The sequence below is a fragment of the Duganella sp. 1224 genome (assembly GCF_013408245.1).
Lineage (GTDB): Bacteria > Pseudomonadota > Gammaproteobacteria > Burkholderiales > Burkholderiaceae_D > Rugamonas.
In genome coordinates this window covers 1-16,985 of record NZ_JACBYS010000008.1, presented here as the reverse complement: position 1 = coordinate 16,985, position 16,985 = coordinate 1, and the positions used below count along the sequence as shown (strand labels likewise).

The following is a 16,985-nucleotide window of genomic DNA, read 5'->3' as shown; positions in this document are numbered from 1 at the left end:
GATTACTGCGCGCCTTGCTTGAGCATCAGCTTGTGCAGTGCGTCCACTTCTTCGGCGGTCAGGTCGGTCAGCGGCGCGCGCACCGGACCGGCGTCGTGGCCGGCCAGCTTGGCGCCGGCCTTGACGATCGACACGGCGTAGCCGGCCTTGCGGTTGCGGATCTCCAGGTAAGGCAGGAAGAACTCGTCGATCATGCGGTTTTGTTCGGCGTGGTTGTCCGAGGCCACCGCGTGGTAGAAGTCCATCGCCAGTTTCGGCATGAAGTTGAACACGGCCGACGAGTACACCGGCGTGCCCAGCGCCTTGTAGGCGGCGGCGTACACCTCGGCGGTCGGCAGGCCGCCCAGGTAGCTGAAGCGGTCGCCCATCTTGCGCCAGATCGACACCATCAGTTCGATGTCGCCGATGCCGTCCTTGAAGCCGATCAGGTTCGGGCAGCGGTCGGCCAGGATGGCCAGCGAATTCGGGGTCAGGCGGCAGTTGGCGCGGTTGTAGACCACCACGCCCAGGTTGGTGGCCTTGCAGACCTCCTGCACGTGGGCGATCAGGCCGTCCTGCGAGGCCTCGGTCAGGTAGTGCGGCAGCAGCAGCAGGCCTTGCGCGCCGGCCTTCTCGGCTTCCTTGGCGTAAGCGGCGGCCACGCGGGTCGGGCCGCCGACGCCGGCCAGGATCGGCACCTGGCCACGGCAGGTGTCAACCGCGGTCTTGATGATTTCCGGGTATTCCTGCGGGGTCAGAGAGAAGAACTCGCCGGTGCCGCCGGCGGCGAACAGCGCGCTGGCGCCGTACGGGGCCAGCCATTCCAGACGTTCAATGTAGGTCGACTTGCGGAAGTTGCCTTCGGCGTCGAAGTCGGTGACCGGGAACGACAGCAGGCCGGAGGAAAGGATTTTTTTCAGGTCATTCGGTTGCATTACAGTCTCCAATATTGACGTCTGGTGGGGATGGGTGACGACATTGCCTCGTCGCGTTGTATGACATCGTACAACTAGATGCGGATCGGCGCAAGCAATTTGATGCGCCGGCTGCCCGGCGCGGCGCCGGGTGTTGCTTAAGCGCTCACCTCTTGCTGGGCGCGGCGCAGGCGTTCGCGGCTATTGCTGAGGTGGGTGCGCATGGCCGCGCGCGCCGCCTCGGCATCCTTGCGCAGGATGGCGTGATAAATATCGTCATGTTCGCGGTTGACGCGGTCCTGGTAGGCCTTGGGGTCATCGTGCGCCAGCTGCTCGGAATCCAGCCGCGCGCGCGGGATGATGGTGTTGCCCAGGTCGCTGAGGATGTCGACGAAATAGCGGTTGCCGGTGGCCTGCGCGATCAGCAGGTGGAAGGCCTTGTCCGACTCCACCGCCACCGCACGATTGGGCGCGGCGACGATGCGCTTGAGCGCGGCGTCCATGGCCGCCACCTGCTCGTCGCTGCGGCGGCTGGCGGCCAGCCAGGCAGCCTCGGTTTCCAGGCTGATGCGCAGCTCCAGGATGGACAGCACGTCGCCGATGGTGCGAATGGTGTCGGCGGCAAAGATGTTGGCCGGCTGCGGCTCCAGCACAAAGGTGCCGATGCCGTGGCGCGTCTGCACCAGGCCGGCGGCCTGCAGGTGCGAGATGGCCTCGCGCACCACGGTGCGGCTGACGCCGTGCATTTCCATGATGACCGACTCGGTCGGCAGCTTTTCGCCCGGTTTCAGCGCGCCGGCCTGGATGCTGCTGGTGAAGCTCTCCACCACGCCCTGGGCGAGGTTGCGGTGCTTTTTCTTCGGGGCGGCGGCGGAGACGATCTGATTCATGGCAATAGTTTGTTGTATGACGACGATTAGGATACACGCATTGGCGCGTGGATTATATCGACAACATCATTTTTGCCACAAATCGGGGGGCTTACACCAGCAGCGCCGCGCTCATCGAGGCGGCTTCGTCGGCCGATTCCAGCAGGATCTGGTCGAGCAGCGCGTTGTCGTCGACGAAGCCCTGCAACGACGGGCTGTCCTGCCCCGCCAGCGGCGAGCGCACTGGCGCCAGGCGCTTGGCGATCAGCAGCGTGTCGCGCAGGCCCAGCGGCGGCGGCGTCAGCGTGGCGCCGCGCAGCGAGACGATGGCCTGGCTGACCGGCTCGGGAATGTGCATCTTCCGCATCATCTCGCGCGCGATGATCTCCTGCGCCGCGCCCATCCACTCGGCCGGGTCGTCCAGCAGGCCGGGAATATCGTCGGCGCGCGACAGCAGGTAAAAGCCGCCGGCCTCGTGCACGATGCCGGCGAACAGCGCGGTGTCGGGATCGGTGGCGGTCAGCTTGCGGCCGATGACGTGGGCCAGCGCCGCCACGTGCGCCGTGTGGCGCCACAGCTGGTCGGCCTGGGCGCGCAGCGCGTCGTCGCGGATGCGCGCGCCGAACTGGCGCACCACCATCGCCGCCGCCATCGTGTACAGGTTGCGGTAGCCCACGCGCTGCACCGCCGCGCGCACGCTGGTGACCGGCGTGCCACTGCGGTTGAACACCGCCGCGTTGGCCAGCGCCACGGTGCGCGCCGCCAGCTGCGGCTCGGCCAGCACCTTGCGGATCACATCCTCCGTCTCGCAATCGGGATCGGCCAGCGCCATCTGCAGGCGCAGCGCCGCGTTCACGCTGGTGGGGAACACCAGCTCGCCGCGCGCAGCCTGCGCCACGATCTGCGAGAAGTCTTTGAGTTTTTCCATGGAAACATTATACGCGCTAACGTCCGGCGCCCCTTGCAACTTGCTCGCCGGCGTGGGGCGAAAGCCGCAACGCGTCCGCCAGGCCCAGCAGGCTGACCAGCGCCACCAGCACAAACGCCAGGCGATAATCGATGGCCGGCCAGTCGCCGATGCCGAGCTGGCGCGCGCTCCAGTGGCCGGCGCGCACACCGGTGGCGCCCAGCGCCACGCCCAGGCCCAGCGCCACCTGGAAGGCGGTGCTGAACAAGGTATTGGCAGCCGCCATGCGCGGCTGCGGCACGTCGGCGAAGGCGATGGTGTTGAGCGCGCTGAACTGCATCGAGCGCGTCAGGCCGCCAACGAACAGCACGGCGGCGATCAGCCACACCGGCGTGGATGGCGTCAGCAAGGCGCAGGCGGCCAGCGCGGCCACGTTGGCCAGGCCGTTGACCAGGATTACCGGCTTGAAGCCGAAGCGGCGCAGGATCGGCGTGGTGGCCGGCTTCATCATCAGGTTGCCGGCGAACACCGCGATCACCAGCAGGCCGGCGTGGAAGGCGTCCAACCCGAAGCCGAGCTGGAACATCAGCGGCAGCAGGAACGGCACGGCGCCAATCGCCATGCGGAACAGCGAGCCGCCGAGGATGGTGATCGAAAACGTGGGAATCGCCAGCGACGACAGGTCGATCAGCGGATGCGCGGCGCGCCGCAGGTGCCAGCCCAGCGCCGCCAGCAACAGCGCGCCGGCGGCCAGGCAGATGCCGGCCTCGCGCCAGTCCGGCGCCTGGCCGCCGACCACTTCCGCGCCCCAGGTCAGCAGCAGCAAGGCGCTGCCGCTGAGCAGGAAGCCGGGCCAGTCGAACGGCCGCCGCACGGCCGCGCGCTGGTCGGGGATCAGCCACCACGCCAGCGCCAGCGCGATCACGCCCAGCGGCAGGTTCAGGTAAAAAATCCAGCGCCACGAGGCGTAGCTGGTGATGAAGCCGCCCACCGGCGGGCCCAGCACCGGCGCCACCAGCGCCGGCCAGGTCAGCGTGGCGATCACCGAGATCAGCCGCTCCTTCGGCGTGTTGTTGAGCACGACGAGGCGGCCGACCGGCACCATCATCGCCCCGCCCGCGCCCTGCAGCACGCGCAGCCAGACGAATGCGGTCAGGCTGTCGGCCAGGCCGCACAGCACCGACGCCAGCGTGAAGATGGCCAGCGCCGCCGCAAACACGCGGCGCGCGCCGAAGCGCTCGGCCACCCAGCCGCTGATGGGGATGAACACGCCCAGCGTCAGCAGATAGGCGCTGACGCCGATGTTCAACGCCAGCGGCGCCACGCCGAAGGTGCGGGCGATGTCCGGCACCGCCGTGGTGATGACGGTGCCGTCCAGGTTCTCCATGAAAAACGCGCCGGCCACCAGCAAGGCGATCCACCTGCTGTCGACCGGCGAGCGCGTACTGCCTTGCATAAGCCGCCCCTGCCGCATTGAATGTCCGCCATTCTGCCGCATCGGACAGATCGGCGCACAGCGGCTTGCAATGCGCTAGCGCCGCTTCGTGTCTGCAAGTGTGTTATTCCAGCCACGGATTATCCGAACACTCGTGCCATTTTGTTGGGACTGCTATAGAGTCGAGCTACCGAACACCATTAAAAATATCGGAGACAAACCACATGAAGAGAACCGCCGCATCCGCAGCGTGCCTGGCCGCGCTCGCCCTGTTCACCGGCCACGCCGCCGCGCAATCCTCGGTCACCATTTACGGCACGCTCGACGTCGGCGTCGACCGCGTCGACAAGAGCCAGGGCAATGTGCAAGGCACCGTGTTCGGCGTCAGCGGCACCACGCCCGTCCCCAACAGCGTGGCCGCGCCGGCCAGCGTGACCACGCGCCTGAGCCCGTCGCACACGCGCCAGAGCAACATCGGCTTCAAGGGCGTGGAAGACCTGGGCGGCGGCTACCGCGGCCTGTTCGTGCTGGAGGGCGGCCTGACCATCGACAACGGCGGCCTCGCCAACGACGGCCGCCTGTTCGGCCGCCAGGCCTACGTGGGCCTGACCACGCCGGCCGGCGAGGTCAAGATCGGCCGCCAGGCCAGCCCGATGCTGATCGCCTACTACCTGGTGACGCCGGAAGCGCTCGGCAGCACCGACTTCTTCGGCGCCGGCCTGGTGGTCAACACCGTGCAGACCTGGCAGGACAACCAGGTCAGCTACGCGGTGAAAAAAGGCCCGATCACGGCGATTCTGTCCTACGCCACCAACGCCGGCATCGGCAACGGCATCAGCGCCGCGCGCTCGACCGCCACCTCGTCGACGCCGGTGGCCAGCGCCAGCACCGGCCAGATCGCCGGCGGCCTGACGGCCGGCGCCGAAACCCCGAGCGGCCGCGGCAAGGCGGCCGGCGCCATGCTGGCCTACCGCACCGACGAGCTGGTGGCGCTGGCCTCGTACCACCGCAACAACTTCGACAACGTGCCGATCGGCGTGGTGTCGGGCACCACGCTGGTGCCGCTGTTCATCGGCGAGAAATTCACCTCCTACATGGGCGCCGTGAAATACACCATTCCCGGCGTTGGCACGTCGATCGCGATTGGCGGGCACGAGGCCAAGTTCTCGCTGCGCGGCAACACCGATCCCAAGGTGCGCACCTGGACCGCGACGCTCAAGCATCCGATCGGCCTGTTTGACCTGAGCGCGATCTTCCTTGATACCCGCTTCACCAACTACACCGAGGGCAAGGACCGCGGCCTGATGCTGGGCGTGGACTACAACTTCAGCAAGCGCACCGCGCTGTACACGCGCTTTGGCGGCATCAAGGACAAGCGCGGCAAGACCGTGGTGTCGAGCGCGACGCCGCTGCCGCTGGCGGGGGGGCCGGGCGCCATTCTGATTCCGCTGGGGACGCAGGAAGTACCGCTGTTCTCCGGCGCGGGGCAGAATATCGATGCGCGCACCACCATGTTCAGCGTCGGGCTGCGCCATTCTTTCTAGAGCAACGCGCGCTCGCTTTCACCCCAAACGAAAGGGTCTGACCCAGGGTCTGGAACAGGGGCTGCGCCCCGCCGGCCCATGGGCCGGCCCCTGGCACCAGCGGAGTGCGGGTTTCGCCGGTGCCATCCGCAAAAAAAAAACGGAGCACTGCCGGTACAGTGCTCCGCCGAAGACTACAGCCGAGGATAATGATTAGAGGTGCGTTGCGATCTGCGGCAGCAGGTCATCAAACGTGCGGCCATTGCCGTTCTCGCCGATGGCGTGCATCTTCCACTCGCCATTGTGGCGATACACCTTGGCCATGATCTGCGCCGAATGCGGCCCCTGCACCGACAGGTTAAAGCGCGCCACTTCCCTGCCGCTGGTCGCGTCGAGCAAGCGGCAATACGCATTCTCCACCTGTGCAAAGGTCTGGCCGGTGAAGCTGTTCACCGTGAACACCAGGCTCTTGATGTGCGCCGGCACGGCATTCAGGTCGACGTTGATCTGCTCATCGTCGCCATCGCCGGCGCCGGTGCGGTTGTCGCCAGTGTGGACCACGCTACCGTCCTTGCTCTTCAGCTGACGGAAGAAAATCACATCCACCGGACGATGGCCCTCGTCGAACATCACGCACGACGCATCCAGGTCCACCGCCTCGGTCTTGGAACCAAAGCCAAGAAAGCCCTTGGTCTTGATGGCATCCCAACCCAGGCCCATGGTGACGCGCCCCAGCGCGCCGCCGGCTTCCTTCTCCAGAGAGATCTTCTGGCCCTTGCTCAAATTGACTGACATATTCGTACTCCTTGAAATTACTGTGCGGACTGGCGCATCAGCCAGGCCTGCAGCGAAGCGCTGTTGCGCGAGCAGATCAGGATCTTGCCCTTGCCCGAGAAGCGCAGCACCACGCCTTCGCCGCTGGTCTGGCTGTTGACCAGATTGCTGAGAAAGCCGCTATTGCCGCCCGTGGTCACCGAGATTTCATAGCGCAGCGCGCTATCCCAGGCCACCACGTGCGAGTTGTCGATGATGACGTCGCGCCCCGGCTCCACCTCCAGCTGCGAGATCGAACCAAACCCCGACACCACGGCCTGGCCGACGCCGCTCGTTTCGGTGATGAAAAAACCGCCACTGCCGGCGAACAGCGCATTGCCGAGGCTTTGTGTGCGCACCTTCAGTTCCACGCCGGAGCTGGCGGCGACAAAGGCGCCATCGCTCAGCATGTACTGCTGGTTGCCAACGTCCAGCGTCTGCATCGCGCCGGGCAGCGTTGGCGACAGCAGGCAATCGCCGTCGCCGCGCACCGCCTCGATGTGCTGCTGGAAGAAGGACTCGCCGTTGGCGAAGCGCCGCATGAGTGCCGCGCCGATGCCGCCGCTGATCTTGCCCTTCAGGTCCAGCGCCGCCTCCATCATCACCATGGCGCCCGATTCGCAGTAGATTTTCTCTCCCTGACGCAGCGACACATGCAGAAATGGGTCGACGTCGCCGGTGATGGTAAATACAGGCATGATCAGAGTCCTTTCCGTGTTGACTTAAACGCCCACGCCGAACGAGGCGGCCAGCGGACCGAGGCCGCCCTTGAAGCCCTGGCCGACGGCCTTGAACTTCCAGTCGCCGCCGTTGCGGTAGACCTCGCCGAAGATCATGGCCGACTCGGTCGAACCGTCTTCCGACAGGTCGTAGCGGGCGATCTCGGTGTTGCTGGCGGCGTTGACGGTGCGGATGAAAGCCTTCTGCACCTGGCCGAAGTTCTGGCGGCGGGCGTCGCCCTCGTGGATGGTGACGCAGATGGCGATGCGCTCGACATCGGCCGGCACCTTGGTCAGGTCGATGGTGACGGTTTCGTCGTCGCCATCGCCGGCGCCGGTGCGGTTATCGCCCGAGTGCGCCACCGACTGGTCGCTCGACTTCAGGTTGTTGTAGAAGATGAAGTCGCTGTCATTGCGCACCTTGCCGTCCGCCTTCAGCAAGAAGGCCGAGCCGTCCAGGTCGAACGCGCTGCCATCGGTGGCGCGCACGTCCCAGCCCAGGCCGACGGTGATTTTCGACAGGCCAGGGGCCTCCTTGCTCAGGTTGACGTTGCCGCCTTTTTGCAGACTGATTGCCATTTTGATGCTCCTTAAATGAAAACCGGACTTGGTACTACAGGCGGCGGGCCGTTGTCCGTATAAAACGGCCCGCCGGGTTCTTTACGCATTACGCCGTGACGGCGGCTGCTTCATGCTTGCGGCGATGGCGCACCGAGGACCACACCGAGGCGGCGATGAAGGCCACGCCGATCAGGCCGGTGAAGATTTCCGGCACGTGGTACTTCATGCTCGCCAGCATGATCGCGGCCAGGATACCGATCGCGTAGTGGGCGCCGTGCTCCAGGTACAGGAACTTGTCCAGCGTGCCTTTCTTCACCAGGTAAATCGTCATCGAGCGGACAAACAGCGCGCCAATGGCCAGGCCCAGCATGATGATCACGACGTCGGTGGTGATCGCGAAGGCGCCGATCACGCCGTCGAAGCTGAACGACGCGTCCAGCACTTCCAGGTACAGGAAGCCGCCGATACCGCCGCGCTTGACCATGTCGCCGACGTTGCCGCCGCCCTCCTCTTCCTTCTCCAGCAGGCTGCTGATGCCGTCGACGCCGACGTAGATCAGGATGCCCCACAGGCCGGAAATCAGCACCACCAGCTTCTGGCCTTCAGCCACCAGGCCCATGCAGCCCAGCAGCACGCCAATCGCGATCATCACCGAGATGGATGAGACCTTGCCCAGCGAGCCAAGTTTCTTCTCGAAGTTGCCAAGCCAGTGGGTTTCCTTGTCCGCATCCAGCAGGAAGTTCAGAAACACCAGCAGCAGGAACATGCCGCCAAAGGCCGCCACCTCGGCGTGGTGATTGGTCAGGTGCGTCGAATAGGTCTTGGGATCGTTGAGCGCCAGCGTCCACACGTCCAGCACGTTCATGTCGGCGGCCACCGCCACGATCACCAGCGGGAACACCAGCCGCATGCCGAACACGGCGATGATGATGCCGACGCCGAGGAACAGCTTTTGCCAGTACTCGTCCCAGTTCTTCAGCACGGAGGCGTTGACCACCGCGTTGTCGAACGACAGCGACACTTCCATCGCCGCAAGAATCAGCGCGATACCAAAGGCCGACAGCGCGCCGCCCCAGCCGGCCAGCTCATAGCCCCACCAGCCCGCCACGCCAAGGCAGAGCAAGCTGACGAGGAAAGAAATCCTGAAATGTTGCATCGTTTTCTCTCGTGATGATGAATGAATGGACGCAGTGTAAAGAAAACCTGCCAATTGAAAAATAGAAGATAATCGAAGTATTACTTCGTAAAAATAGAACCATGAAAGACCGCGGACTTAATTATCGGCACCTGTATTTTTTCTGGATGGTGGCCAAGGAAGGCGGCGTCACGCGCGCCGCCGAGCGGCTCGGGCTGGCGGTGCAGACCATCAGCATGCAGCTGGCGTCGCTGGAGCAATCGGTGGGCAAGCAACTGCTGGAACCGCAGGGCCGGCGGCTGGTGCCGACTGAAGCGGGCAAGCTGGCGCTCAGCTATTGCGAGCAGATCTTCCTGCTGGGCGACCAGTTGCAGGACGCGCTGGAAGCGGCCGAAACGGACAAGATGCGGCTGACGGTCGGCATCTCCGACTCGCTGCCCAAGCTGATCGCCTTCCGCCTGCTGCAGGCCACGCAGCAGATGGACACGCGTGTGCGCCTGGTCTGCATGGAAGATGAATTTGAGAACTTGCTGGCCGACCTGGCCCTGGGCAAGCTGGACGTGGTGCTGACCGACCGTACGGTACGCGCCGGCGGCAGCCTGAAAGTCTTCAGCCATTTGCTGGGCGAAAGCGACCTGAAGCTGTTCGGCGTGCCGAAGCTGGCGCGCAAGTACCGCCGCCACTTCCCCGACAGCCTGCACGGCGCCCCGCTGCTGCTGCCGACCCGCAACAACGCGCTGCGCGGCCGCATCGACGCCTGGCTGGTGCAGCACAAGGTGCGGCCGGAGATCGTCGGCGAGTTCGAGGACAACGCCATGCTCAACACCTTCGGCCGCAACGGCCTGGGGCTATTCTTCGCCCCCTCGGCGCTGGCGCAGGACATCGAAGACCAGTTCGGCGCCGTGCTGGTCGGCGACGCCCCCGAGCTGCGCGAACACTTCTACGCCATCTCCAACGCCCGCAAGATCACCCACCCGGCGATCGAGGCCATCCTCAACGAAGTGCATAGCGGCCTGTTTGCTTAACTCCGGGGTCAGGTCCTCCATTTCTACACGGCCTCAGCCGCAAAGCGGCTGAGGCCGTGTAGAAATGGAGGACCTGACCCCGGAGTAAAATCGTTTAAGATGCGGGTTTCAACTACGTAAATTGCCGCTCGGCCCCTATGCAAAATTTCCTGCTTGTCGTTCTCGCCATCTTCCTGGTTGCTTTGAACGGTTTCTTCGTCGCTGCCGAGTTCGGCATCGTCACGCTGCGAAAAACGCGCGTACGCGCTATCGCCAAGACAAAAGGGATACAGGGGCGCATCCTCGGCAAGGTACACGGCGAGCTGGATGCCTATCTGTCCGCTTGCCAACTGGGCATCACGCTGGCGTCGCTGGGCCTGGGCTGGGTCGGCGAGCCGGCCTTCGCCAGCCTGCTGGAGCCGCTGCTGACCGTGCTCGGCATTACCTCGCCCGAACTGGTGCACGGCATCGCCTTCGTGTTTGCGTTTGGCGTGATTTCCTTCCTGCACATCGTGGTCGGCGAGCTGGCGCCGAAGTCGCTGGCGATCCGCATGCCGGAAGTCATCGGCCTGTGGAGCGCGATTCCGCTGTATGCGTTCTACTGGGCCATGTACCCCTTCATCTGGGTGCTGAACGCCAGCGCCAACATGGTGCTGGGCCTGGCCGGCCTGGCCGGCAAGGGCGGCCATGACAGCCATTATTCGGTCGAGGAGCTGAAACTGATCCTGCGCACCAGCCAGCCGGGCGAGAAATTCAATCAGGACGAGCGCAACATCCTGGCCCATTCGCTGGATTTCAGCGATCTGTCGGTGTCTGACCTGATGCGTCCGATTAACGAGGTGATCAGCCTGCACGCCGGCCGCTCGATCAGCGATAACCTGGCCACCATGCTGCGCAACCGTTTCAGCCGCTATCCCTACTACGACAAGGACGGCGAAACCGTGCTGGGCGTGGTGCACCTGAAGGACCTGTTCTTCGCCATGCAGTCCGGCCGCCCGGTGACCGACCTGGTGCCGTTCCTGCGTCCGGTGGAGACGATTTCCGCGCGCACGCCGGCGCTGGAGCAGTTCCGCCGCTTCCGCGACGGCGCGCCGCACTTCGCGCTGATCGGCGAAAAGGGCAAGCGCCCGGTCGGCTTCATCACGCTGGACAATCTGCTGGGCGCCATGGTCGGCGAGATCCACGACGAGTTCCGCCTCAACGAGAACGACTGGCTCAAGCAGCCGGACGGCACGCTGATCGGCAAGGCCAGCCTGCCGATCTTCTCGCTGGAGCGCACGCTGGGCATCGATATCGAAAACGAAGAGCTCGGCATGGAGGAGGTGGAATCGGTGGGCGGCCTGCTGATGCTCAAGCTGGGCGATATCCCCAAGCAGGGCCAGCGCATCAGCTTCCGCCACTTCGACATCGTCGCCAAGAAGATGAACGGCCCGCGCATCCTGCTGGTCAAGGTGATCCCCAAGGATGACACCGAGGATAACGCCGACCTCGACTGAGGTCTATAGCTGGTCGGCGGTCCAGTTGCGCAGCAGGCCCAGGCCCACCGCCAGCAAGGTCGGTCCGATGAACAGGCCAACGAAGCCGAACGCCAGCACCCCGCCCATCACGCCCAGCAGCACCAGGATGAACGGCAGGCTGCTGCCGCGCGAAATCAGCAGCGGCTTGATGACGTTGTCGACGCCGCTGATGACGAACATGCCCCAGAAAAACATGAAGATGGCCCAGCCGGTATCGCCATGGTTGAACAGCCAGATGGTGGCCGCGCCCCAGATCAGCGGCGGGCCGACCGGGATCAGCGAAAACAGGAAGGTGGCCACCGACATCAGCGCCACCGCCGGCACGCCGGCAATCAGGAAGCCGATCGCCGCCACCACCGCCTGCGCCAGCGCGGTGCCGAGGATGCCGTACATCACGCCGCGCACCGTGCGGCTGACGGTGTCCGCCACCGTGGCGCCCTGCTCGCCGATCAGCTTGTCCATGCCGGTCGCCAGCGCCTGCACGATGGCGTGGCCGTCGCGGTACAGGAAGAAGCTGACAAACACCGCCAGGCTGACCTGCGCCACGCCCGAGCCCAGCACGATGCCACCGCCCAGCAGCAGCCGGCGCGCCGGTTCCAGCAGGTTCTTGGCGACCGCCAGCAGTTCCTCGCGGCTGTGCAGCAGCTTGCGCAAATAGGTGTCGGCCATTTCGCCGACCAGCGGGATATCCTTCAGCCACGCCGGCGGATCCAGCGTGCCGCTGTCCAGGCTGGCCTTGAACTGGTCGTAGTAGGACGAGGCATTGTCGGCGATGTTCCACGTGACCAGCGCCAGCGGCACGATGATCAGCAAGGTCAGGCCGACGCTCATGACCAGCGCGGCGATGGTGCGCCGCTGCTTGAGCCTGGCCAGCAGGCGCAGGTACAGCGGCCAGCTGGAAATAGTGATGGCTGCGGCGAACAGCACCGCCGCCAGGAAGGGCCGCAGCACGATCAGGCAGCCGATCACCAGCAGGATGACGGCGGCCAGGCGGGTAAAGGGCTGGAAGCGCTGTTGCATGCGGTCTCCCCGGATCAGGACAGCAGCAATTTCAGGTCATGCACGGTGGTGGAGGTGGGCTGGCCGGGGCGCAACAGCAGGCGGATCTTGCCCTGCTTGTCGAACACGTAGCTGGCGGCGGTGTGGTCCATCGAGTAGCTGCCCGGCGTGGTGCCCGGCACCTTGTTGTAGATGACCTTGAATTCCTTGCCGACGGCGGCGGTCTGTTCGGGCGTGCCGTACAGGCCGAGGAAGCGCTTGTCGAAGGTGGGCACGTACTGGGCCAGCAACTGCTGGGTGTCGCGCTCCGGGTCGACGGTGACGAACAGCACCTGCACCTGGTCGGCCTGCGGGCCGAGCTGCTTCATCACTTCCGACATTTCGGCCATGGTGGTCGGGCAGACGTCCGGGCATTGGGTGTAGCCGAAGAACATGATGACGACCTTGCCCTTGAAGTCGGCCATGGTGCGCGGCTTGCCGTTGTGGTCGGTCAGCGCGAAATCCCGGGCGAACGAGGCGCCGGTCAGCTCGGTGCCCTGGAACGCCAGCTTGGGCTGCGCCTCCCCTTTCTTGTCGCCGCAGGCGGTCAACAGGGAAACAGTGATCAAGGCGAGGGCGAGAACTTTTTTCATCGGGTCGAGTCTTTCAGTTGAACTGGTTCTGCTGAGCAGGTCTGACAGCATGATACCGCGCATGGAGGCGATCATGAACGAAAGCGACGTCATCCCGGCGCAGGCCGGAATCCATGCACAGCATGCGTTCTATGGGTTCCGGCCTGCGCCGGAACGACCGCTCATCAGATTTTAATGTAGTGGTCGACCAGCAGCGCCAGGAACAGCAGGCCGAGGTAGATGATCGACCAGGTGAAGGCCTTGCGGGCGATCAGGTCGGTGTAGTGGCGGTAAATCTTCCACGCGTAATGCAGGAACACGGCGTTGAGGATCACCGCGCTGACCAGGTAGATCAGCCCGCTCATCTGCACGGCGTACGGCAGCAGCGTGGTGGCCGCCAGCGCGATCGAGTACAGCCAGACGTGGAATTGCGTGAACTTCATGCCGTGCGTGACCGGCAGCATCGGCAGGCCGGAGCGGGCATAGTCGTCGCGGCGGTACAGCGCCAGCGCCCAGAAGTGCGGCGGCGTCCAGACGAAGATAATCATCACCAGCAGCCACGCCTCCATCGGCACGTCATTGGCCACCGCCGCCCAGCCCAGCGCCGGCGGCATCGCGCCCGACAGTCCGCCGATGACGATGTTCTGCGGCGTGGCCGGCTTCAGTATCATCGTGTAGATAATCGCGTAACCGAGGAAGGTCACGAACGTCAGCCACATGGTCAGCGGATTGACCAGCGTGTACAGCACCCACATGCCGGCGCCACCGATCACCAGCGCAAAGATCACCGTCTGCGTGACGGTGATGTTGCCCATCACCATCGGCCGGCGCGCGGTGCGCGCCATGCGCGCGTCCACTTCGCGCTCGGCCAGGCAGTTGACCGCGAACGCCGCCCCGGTCAGCAGCCAGATCCCCACCGTCGCGTACAGCACCAGCGACGCGCTCGGCAAGCCTTCCGGCACGCCGAGGAACATGCCGATGATGGCGACGAATACCGCCATCATGGTGACGCGCGGTTTGGTCAGCGCCCAGAATTGCGCGGCGATAGGCTGGTGTTTGGTGGTTACGGTCTGCGTGGCCATGAATGCAACTTAATCAATGACGTACCGTCGACGAGGGAGGATGCGCAGCCCCTGAAGCTGCTTTTTTTGCAATGTCGTACTGGTACTTAGCCTTGTAGTTTAACATGGTCAGCAAAAGCACGAGCGCCGCCGCCCCGGCGTTGTGCAGCACGGCGATGGTCAGCGGGAAGCTCAGGTAGATGGTCGCCACCCCGGTCAGGATCTGCGCGACCAGCACCAGCGCGATGTTGCGGGCGGTTTTGTGCAGCACGTCGTGCCCCCACGCGCGCCACGCCGCATAGCCGGCCGCCAGCGCCACGATGAAGCCGACATTGCGGTGCACCCAGTGGATGGCCGTCAGCGCCGAGAATGGCAGGTAGTGGCCGGCGGCGGTCTTGCCCAGCTCGCGCCACAGCGTGAAGCCGTGCTCGAAGTCCATCTCCGGGATCAGCTTGCCGCCGCACAGCGGGAAATCGGTGCAGGCCAGCGTGGCGTAGTTGGTGCTGGTCCAGCCGCCCAGCGCCAGTTGCACCAGCAGCAGCGCGGCCGCCACGCCGGCCACGATGCGGATCTTGCGCATGGCCGGCGGCGAGGCGCTGACCACGGTGCGCGGCGCGTGCAGGTGGTTTTGGCGGCCGCCATACCATACCAGCATCGCCAGCAGGCCCATGCCCAACAGCAGGTGGGTGGTGACGATCACCGGCTGCAGCTTCAGCGTCACGGTCCAGGCGCCGAACGCGCCCTGAAGGCAGACGAAGAAGAACAGCGCGGTCGGCATCCACGGCGCGTACTCCGCGCGGCGCGTCTTGCGCCACTGGTACCAGGACTGCGCCATCATCGCAACGATCAGCACGCCGATGGTCATCGCCAGGTAGCGGTGGATCATCTCGATCCAGGCCTTGAACACGGTCACCGGCCCGGTCGGCATCAGCGTCTCGGCGGCAACGATCTGCTCGTGCGCGAGGAAGGGATTGGCGGCGCCGTAGCAGCCCGGCCAGTCCGGGCAGCCGAGGCCGGAGTCGGTCAGGCGCGTGAAGGCGCCAAACACGATCAGGTCAAAGGTCAGGAACACGCTGACCCACACCAGCTTGCGGTACTTGTTGGCGTCCGACGAGGTCCAGACGATGGTGGCCGGCAACAGCGCGATCATCAGCGCCGTGATCGCCATTTGTGCGAGAGTGAGATGCATAAACCTTAACCTATGGCTGAAGCCTTCAACAATTTGGCGATGTCCTTGTGGACCCGCTTGACCTTGTCCACATCGCTGGACACGGCGCCCTTGGGGAAGCGCATCATCAGGTTGCCCAGCGGGTCGATCAGGTACACATGATCGGCCGCGTTATCGGCGACGCCGTTTTCCAGCGGCAGCCACTTCTCCACCACATCGGCCGGCGCGCGCAGCATGCGGGTGCCGTCGTTGACGCGCAGCAGCATGGTTTCCAGCGGCTCGTTGTCCGTGATCAGCCACACGCGCTCGATGCGGTTCATTTCCTTGCCCTGCATGGTGCGCAGCTGGCGCATGGCGAACAGCTGGTCCTGGCAGGTCTGCTGGCAGTCGGACGGGCCGACTTTCAGCATGATCCACTTGCCCTTGTAATCCTCCAGCCGCGCCGGCTTGCCGTCCAGCGTGGTGCTGGTCATGGCCGGGATCGGATACTGGCGCGGATCGATCAGCGCGCCATAATTGGTTGCGCCGCCTTTCGGCTTGATCACGTAATAGGTGAAGTATGACGCAATCAGCGGCGCCGCGCACACCGCCAGCACGGCCAATAGTTTCCAGCGCCCGCGCGACACATTATTTGCTTTTTCCACGTCTGAATCCGTTTGCTACAAAAAAGATGACCGCCATCGCCGACAGTGCGTACCACTGGAAGGCGTAGCCCTGATGTTTTTCCACGCCCAGCGACGGCGCCGGCCAGTCGCGCACCAGCTGGGCGTCGTCGCCCGACGGCTGCGCCGGCAAGCTCTGCTCCACCACGAAGGGCTGCATGGTCAGGCCGCTGTCCTTGGCCAGTTGCAAGGGATCAGCGTTCTGCACGATGGCGTTGGGCGTCAGCGGCGGCGTGCTGCCCAGTTCCATCACGTGGCCGGCGTTGAGGCGGGCGATGCCCTGCAGCGTGACCGTGCCGTCCGGCGTGGCGTAGGCCGGCAGCTTGTCGCGCACCTGCGGGTCGCGCGGCAGCCAGCCGCGCGCCACCAGCACGTGCATATGCGATCCCGCTATTTTAAACGGCATCAGCAGGTAGAAGCCGGCGCGGCCCTGGTAGGGGCGGTTGTCGAGATAGACCGGCCAGTTTTTGACGAATTCGCCGCTGACGGTGACGCGGCGCCAGGCGGCGGCCTCGGCGGCCAGCGGCGCGCCGTCCAGCACCAGCGGCATGGCCTCGGCGCCCTGGGCCAGTTTTTGTTGCAGGGCGATTTTCTGGTCGGCGCGGCGCTCCTGCCAGTTGCCGAGCAGGATGCCGACAGTGGCCACCAGCACGGTCGCCACGAAAGGAATCAATTTCAAGCGGAACGCCATTACAATGGAACCTTGATCAAATCGCCACTCCCTGTTGAGATGAAAATTGCTGTCGCCATTGCCTTCATCCTGATCCTCGGCAGCCTGGGATCGGCGCTGTTTTTCCTGATGCGCGACAAGGGACGCAGCAACAATACCGTGCGCTCGCTGGCGGTGCGGGTGGCGTTGTCGGTCACTCTGTTTTTGCTGATCCTGCTGGCTTACAAGCTCGGCTACATCCACCCTACGGGTATCCGGACCGCTTAACCCGCACTGCGGCTACCAGGGGTGGGGCCCCCGACCGGGGGCGACCCCCCCCGGGTGGGCCGGGCAGGGGAAAAAAAAAAAACCCCGGACCCCCGGGGGGGGGGGGGTTTTAAAACCAAAAGAAAGGGGGGGAAAAGACACAAAGGCCCAAAAAAAACACAAAAAAACACC

The 16,985-nt window shown here is 64.8% G+C and carries 18 protein-coding genes; 4 read left to right on the top strand and 14 right to left on the bottom strand.

Going from position 1 to position 16,985, the window contains the following annotated elements; genetic code table 11:
- Positions 1 to 2 precede the first annotated feature (2 nt).
- From kdgD to FHW58_RS24075, 4 genes are all read right to left on the bottom strand, one after another.
- Complete coding sequence (gene kdgD / locus FHW58_RS24090) at positions 3 to 914, bottom strand: 5-dehydro-4-deoxyglucarate dehydratase (RefSeq protein ID WP_179675722.1); 912 nt, start codon at positions 912 to 914, stop codon at positions 3 to 5.
- A 137-nt stretch (positions 915 to 1,051) separates the two neighbouring features.
- On the bottom strand, positions 1,052 to 1,783 hold the full coding sequence (locus tag FHW58_RS24085) for a FadR/GntR family transcriptional regulator (RefSeq protein WP_218892867.1): 732 nt from the start codon (positions 1,781 to 1,783) through the stop codon (positions 1,052 to 1,054).
- Positions 1,784 to 1,874: 91 nt separating this feature from the next.
- Entirely contained in the window at positions 1,875 to 2,690 is an 816-nt protein-coding gene (locus FHW58_RS24080; RefSeq protein ID WP_179675721.1) for an HDOD domain-containing protein, read from the bottom strand.
- Positions 2,691 to 2,706: 16 nt separating this feature from the next.
- A complete protein-coding gene (locus tag FHW58_RS24075) occupies positions 2,707 to 4,125 on the bottom strand; it encodes an MFS transporter (RefSeq protein WP_179675720.1) in 1,419 nt (472 codons plus the stop codon).
- Positions 4,126 to 4,328: 203 nt separating this feature from the next.
- Between FHW58_RS24075 and FHW58_RS24070 the strand changes: the two genes are divergently transcribed.
- Positions 4,329 to 5,648, top strand: a complete 1,320-nt coding sequence (locus FHW58_RS24070) for a porin (RefSeq protein WP_179675719.1) — start codon at positions 4,329 to 4,331, stop codon at positions 5,646 to 5,648.
- A 192-nt stretch (positions 5,649 to 5,840) separates the two neighbouring features.
- Here FHW58_RS24070 and FHW58_RS24065 read toward each other — a convergent pair whose 3' ends face one another.
- From FHW58_RS24065 to FHW58_RS24050, 4 genes are all read right to left on the bottom strand, one after another.
- On the bottom strand, positions 5,841 to 6,422 hold the full coding sequence (locus FHW58_RS24065; protein WP_179675718.1) for a TerD family protein: 582 nt from the start codon (positions 6,420 to 6,422) through the stop codon (positions 5,841 to 5,843).
- 17 nt (positions 6,423 to 6,439) lie between these two features.
- The gene (locus tag FHW58_RS24060) at positions 6,440 to 7,138 is read right to left on the bottom strand and encodes a TIGR00266 family protein (RefSeq protein WP_179675717.1); all 699 of its coding nucleotides are present in this window, start codon (positions 7,136 to 7,138) and stop codon (positions 6,440 to 6,442) included.
- A 24-nt stretch (positions 7,139 to 7,162) separates the two neighbouring features.
- On the bottom strand, positions 7,163 to 7,738 hold the full coding sequence (locus FHW58_RS24055) for a TerD family protein (RefSeq protein ID WP_179675716.1): 576 nt from the start codon (positions 7,736 to 7,738) through the stop codon (positions 7,163 to 7,165).
- An 88-nt stretch (positions 7,739 to 7,826) separates the two neighbouring features.
- Positions 7,827 to 8,876, bottom strand: a complete 1,050-nt coding sequence (locus FHW58_RS24050) for a DUF475 domain-containing protein (RefSeq protein ID WP_179675715.1) — start codon at positions 8,874 to 8,876, stop codon at positions 7,827 to 7,829.
- Positions 8,877 to 8,977: 101 nt separating this feature from the next.
- Here FHW58_RS24050 and nhaR point away from each other — a divergent pair, with 101 nt between their 5' ends.
- Entirely contained in the window at positions 8,978 to 9,880 is a 903-nt protein-coding gene (gene nhaR / locus FHW58_RS24045; protein ID WP_179675714.1) for a transcriptional activator NhaR, read from the top strand.
- 137 nt (positions 9,881 to 10,017) lie between these two features.
- A complete protein-coding gene (locus FHW58_RS24040; protein WP_179675713.1) occupies positions 10,018 to 11,355 on the top strand; it encodes a hemolysin family protein in 1,338 nt (445 codons plus the stop codon).
- 3 nt (positions 11,356 to 11,358) lie between these two features.
- Here the strand turns inward: FHW58_RS24040 and FHW58_RS24035 are convergent, their stop codons facing one another.
- The 6 genes from FHW58_RS24035 to FHW58_RS24010 all read right to left on the bottom strand — a co-directional run bounded on the left by FHW58_RS24035 (position 11,359) and on the right by FHW58_RS24010 (position 16,574).
- Complete coding sequence (locus tag FHW58_RS24035; protein WP_179675712.1) at positions 11,359 to 12,396, bottom strand: AI-2E family transporter; 1,038 nt, start codon at positions 12,394 to 12,396, stop codon at positions 11,359 to 11,361.
- Positions 12,397 to 12,410: 14 nt separating this feature from the next.
- Positions 12,411 to 13,007, bottom strand: coding sequence for an SCO family protein (locus FHW58_RS24030; RefSeq protein ID WP_179675711.1), 597 nt, complete (start codon positions 13,005 to 13,007; stop codon positions 12,411 to 12,413).
- 164 nt (positions 13,008 to 13,171) lie between these two features.
- Positions 13,172 to 14,068 (bottom strand): heme o synthase, encoded by an 897-nt coding sequence (gene cyoE / locus FHW58_RS24025; protein ID WP_179675710.1) that lies wholly within the window; start codon positions 14,066 to 14,068, stop codon positions 13,172 to 13,174.
- 13 nt (positions 14,069 to 14,081) lie between these two features.
- Entirely contained in the window at positions 14,082 to 15,236 is a 1,155-nt protein-coding gene (locus FHW58_RS24020; RefSeq protein ID WP_179675709.1) for a heme A synthase, read from the bottom strand.
- 5 nt (positions 15,237 to 15,241) lie between these two features.
- Positions 15,242 to 15,859, bottom strand: a complete 618-nt coding sequence (locus FHW58_RS24015; protein WP_179675708.1) for a redoxin domain-containing protein — start codon at positions 15,857 to 15,859, stop codon at positions 15,242 to 15,244.
- On the bottom strand, positions 15,843 to 16,574 hold the full coding sequence (locus FHW58_RS24010) for an SURF1 family protein (protein WP_179675877.1): 732 nt from the start codon (positions 16,572 to 16,574) through the stop codon (positions 15,843 to 15,845). Before FHW58_RS24010 ends, FHW58_RS24015 begins: the two co-directional genes overlap by 17 nt.
- A gap of 33 nt (positions 16,575 to 16,607) precedes the next feature.
- Here FHW58_RS24010 and FHW58_RS24005 point away from each other — a divergent pair, with 33 nt between their 5' ends.
- The gene (locus FHW58_RS24005) at positions 16,608 to 16,814 is read left to right on the top strand and encodes a twin transmembrane helix small protein (protein WP_179675876.1); all 207 of its coding nucleotides are present in this window, start codon (positions 16,608 to 16,610) and stop codon (positions 16,812 to 16,814) included.
- Positions 16,815 to 16,985 lie beyond the last annotated feature (171 nt).